Source organism: Limnospira sp. PMC 1279.21, assembly GCF_032349615.1.
In the GTDB taxonomy this organism is placed as follows: domain Bacteria; phylum Cyanobacteriota; class Cyanobacteriia; order Cyanobacteriales; family Microcoleaceae; genus Limnospira; species Limnospira fusiformis.
On record NZ_JARPLU010000058.1, the window covers coordinates 20,547 to 23,560 of the forward strand.

Below are 3,014 nucleotides of genomic sequence, written 5' to 3' on the forward strand. Positions count from 1 at the left end.
GGCGCGCCTCCGCAGTTAGTCATAGCAATGAGGGAAGCGCTTAATAAACCCGCCCTCACCCCCACCGGGGAATTAATTATTAATTGTTAATTATTAATTGTTAATTATTAATTGTTAATTGTTAATTGTTAATTGTTAATTGTTAATTGTTAATTGTTAATTGTTAATTATGGATAGTAATGTCGCAATAGGTTTGGGTAGTAATTTGGGGTTGTCTGGTCAAACAGTAGAAACCGCCCTAGAATTACTGGAAGGCTATGAGGGAATTAGGGTGAAAAAACGATCGCATTGGTATCGGACAATTCCTGTGGGACCCCCTCAGCCGGATTATATCAATGGGTGTGCTATTCTGGAGGTGACTGTCTCCCCTCAGTCCCTCTTGGAAACTCTGCTAGAAATTGAGAAGACATTGGGGCGGGTGCGTGGGGAAAGATGGGGACCGAGAACCCTAGATCTTGATTTATTGCTGTTCGATGATTTAATCTTGAATACACCTACCCTAGAAATACCACACCCGAGAATGCGCGATCGCGCTTTTGTGTTAGTCCCCCTAGCGGAAATAGCCCCGGAGTGGATAGATCCTATCAGTAAAAAGGCGATCGCCCAATTGCTGGAAACTATCGATCAGTCAGGAGTCCAAAAACTAACTTTAACTAACTAATGAAACTAGGTTCAGAACCCCCCGAAATTCTCGCACAACAACTCTTTTATCGAGGTCGGAAATTTAACTTTGATGTCCACCGCCTTCGCCTTCCTAATGGGGCGATCGGTCAGTGGGAATGTGTTAGACACCCCGGAGGTGCTTTAGTAATTCCCGTTACCCCAGAAGGTAAATTGGTATTGGTCAGACAATATCGATTTGCAGTGGAAGGGCGGACTTTGGAATTTCCAGCCGGGACGGTAGAAGTTAACGAAGACCCCGCCGAAACCGTCGGGCGCGAAATTGAAGAAGAAACAGGCTACCGCGCTCATAAGTGGCGTAAACTAGGGCAATTTGTCCTCGCGCCGGGTTATTCTGATGAAATTATTTACGCCTTTCTCGCGGAAGATCTCGAAAAACTAGAAACTCCCCCCGCACAAGATGAAGATGAGGATATAGACACGGTTTTGATGACTCCCCAAGAGTTGGAAAAGGCGATTTGGGAGGGGGAACCTGTGGATGCTAAATCTATCGCTAGTTTTATGTTGGCTAAACCCTTTCTATAACTCTGTGTGTTTATGTCGGATTTAATCTTATTTTGGCATCGTCGAGATCTGCGGATTTCCGATAACTGGGGACTGGCGGCGGCGCGTCGGGTGACTTCTCAGGTGGTGGGGGTCTTCTGTCTTGACCCGGCAATTTTGAGCGGTGATGATATCGCCCCCGTCCGTGTGGCTTATATGATCGGCTGTCTCCAATGTTTACAACGCGACTACCAACGGGGGGGGAGTCAATTACTGATTATTCAGGATAACCCGGCTCAAGGTCTGCGAAAATTGGCGGTGGCTTTGGGGGCGATCGCTGTTTATTGGAATCAAGACGTTGAACCCCTCGCCAGACAACGCGATCGCTCTGTAGAAGAGTCTCTCACAGAGGTGGGGATTAAAGTTGAGACTTTCTGGGATCAGGTTTTGCATTCCCCAGAAGCCATTTTTACGGGGTCTAAGGAACCCTATAAGGTTTATACTCCCTATTGGCGCAAATGGATTCAGCAGCCGAAACCAGAACCCTGTGATACCCTAAAATCTAGGGGGCTGACAGAGGCTCAGGAAAAGGCGGCGAGGGAGGCGGGAGCGATCGCTTTACCCACCGCTAAGGATTTGGGATTTATCTGGTCGGAACCTTTTATCCTAGAACCGGGAGAAACGGCCGCGAGCGATCGCTTGCAACTCTTCTGCGATCGAGCCATTTATGAGTATGACCAAGGGCGGAATTTCCCCGCTATTGATGGCACTTCTCTGTTGAGTCCGGCTTTGAGATTTGGGGCGATCGGTATCCGTACCTTATGGCAAAAAACCCAAGAAATTATGGCTTTAACTCGCAGTGACGAAGCCCGCCACCATATTCAAACTTGGCAGCAGGAAATCGCTTGGCGGGAGTTTTATCAACAGGCTTTATATCACTTCCCCGCCTTAGCCACCGGTGCATTTCGTCAGCCTTTTGACCGTTTTCCTTGGTCAGATAATCAAGAACATTTCCAGGCGTGGTGTCAAGGACGCACCGGATATCCTATTGTTGATGCGGCTATGCGTCAACTCAATGAAACCGGATGGATGCACAACCGTTGTCGCATGATTGTCGCCAGTTTTTTGACCAAGGATTTAATCATCAATTGGCAATGGGGAGAAAAGTATTTTATGCAAAGACTTATTGATGGGGATTTAGCCTCAAATAATGGTGGGTGGCAGTGGAGTTCCTCCAGTGGGATGGACCCTAAGCCTTTGCGGATTTTTAACCCCGCTTCCCAAGCTCAAAAATATGACCCCGAAGCTGAATATATCCGCCAGTGGTTGCCAGAATTGCGGAATTTGGACACCGCCCACCTCGTGACTGGCAAAATTTCCAGGAGCGATCGACAAGCCTGTGGCTACCCACAGCCCATTGTAGACCACAATCAACAACAAAAATTGTTTAAGTCGATTTATTCCCAATTAAAGGCTTGACAAATTCCCCCAACTATGGCAGGATATTAAATTGTGCCAAACAAATACACCCACTCATGCGGAACTGGCGGAATTGGTAGACGCGCTAGATTCAGGTTCTAGTGTTCGCAAGGACTTCCGGGTTCAAGTCCCGGGTTCCGCATTGGGAAGGAAATGGGCTGGGGGAAGTTGGGCTGATATATGCCACTGTTAACCGTGTTGGCATTTGCACTTATTTTACACTCACTCCCAATAATGCGATCGCTTTTGAGTGCATCAGTGTGATGGTACAATGGGGGCTCAAGTTCCCGGTTCCGCATTGGGAAACAAACCCCGTTGGGCTGGGGGAAGTTGGGCTGATATATGCCACTGTTAACCGTGTTGGCATTTGC

The 3,014-nt window shown here is 47.8% G+C and carries 3 protein-coding genes and 1 tRNA gene; all 4 read left to right on the forward strand.

Going from position 1 to position 3,014, the window contains the following annotated elements; all coding sequences use genetic code 11:
- The first annotated feature begins 169 nt into the window (after nucleotides 1–169).
- The 4 genes from folK to P5683_RS11060 all read left to right on the forward strand — a co-directional run bounded on the left by folK (nucleotide 170) and on the right by P5683_RS11060 (nucleotide 2,785).
- On the forward strand, nucleotides 170–661 hold the full coding sequence (folK, locus tag P5683_RS11045) for a 2-amino-4-hydroxy-6-hydroxymethyldihydropteridine diphosphokinase (protein ID WP_006624005.1): 492 nt from the start codon (nucleotides 170–172) through the stop codon (nucleotides 659–661).
- Nucleotides 661–1,206, forward strand: a complete 546-nt coding sequence (locus P5683_RS11050; protein ID WP_006624006.1) for an NUDIX hydrolase — start codon at nucleotides 661–663, stop codon at nucleotides 1,204–1,206. Before folK ends, P5683_RS11050 begins: the two co-directional genes overlap by 1 nt.
- A 12-nt stretch (nucleotides 1,207–1,218) precedes the next feature.
- Nucleotides 1,219–2,643 (forward strand): FAD-binding domain-containing protein, encoded by a 1,425-nt coding sequence (locus P5683_RS11055; RefSeq protein ID WP_315641878.1) that lies wholly within the window; start codon nucleotides 1,219–1,221, stop codon nucleotides 2,641–2,643.
- A gap of 58 nt (nucleotides 2,644–2,701) precedes the next feature.
- Nucleotides 2,702–2,785: transfer RNA gene (locus P5683_RS11060), tRNA-Leu, on the forward strand.
- Nucleotides 2,786–3,014 lie beyond the last annotated feature (229 nt).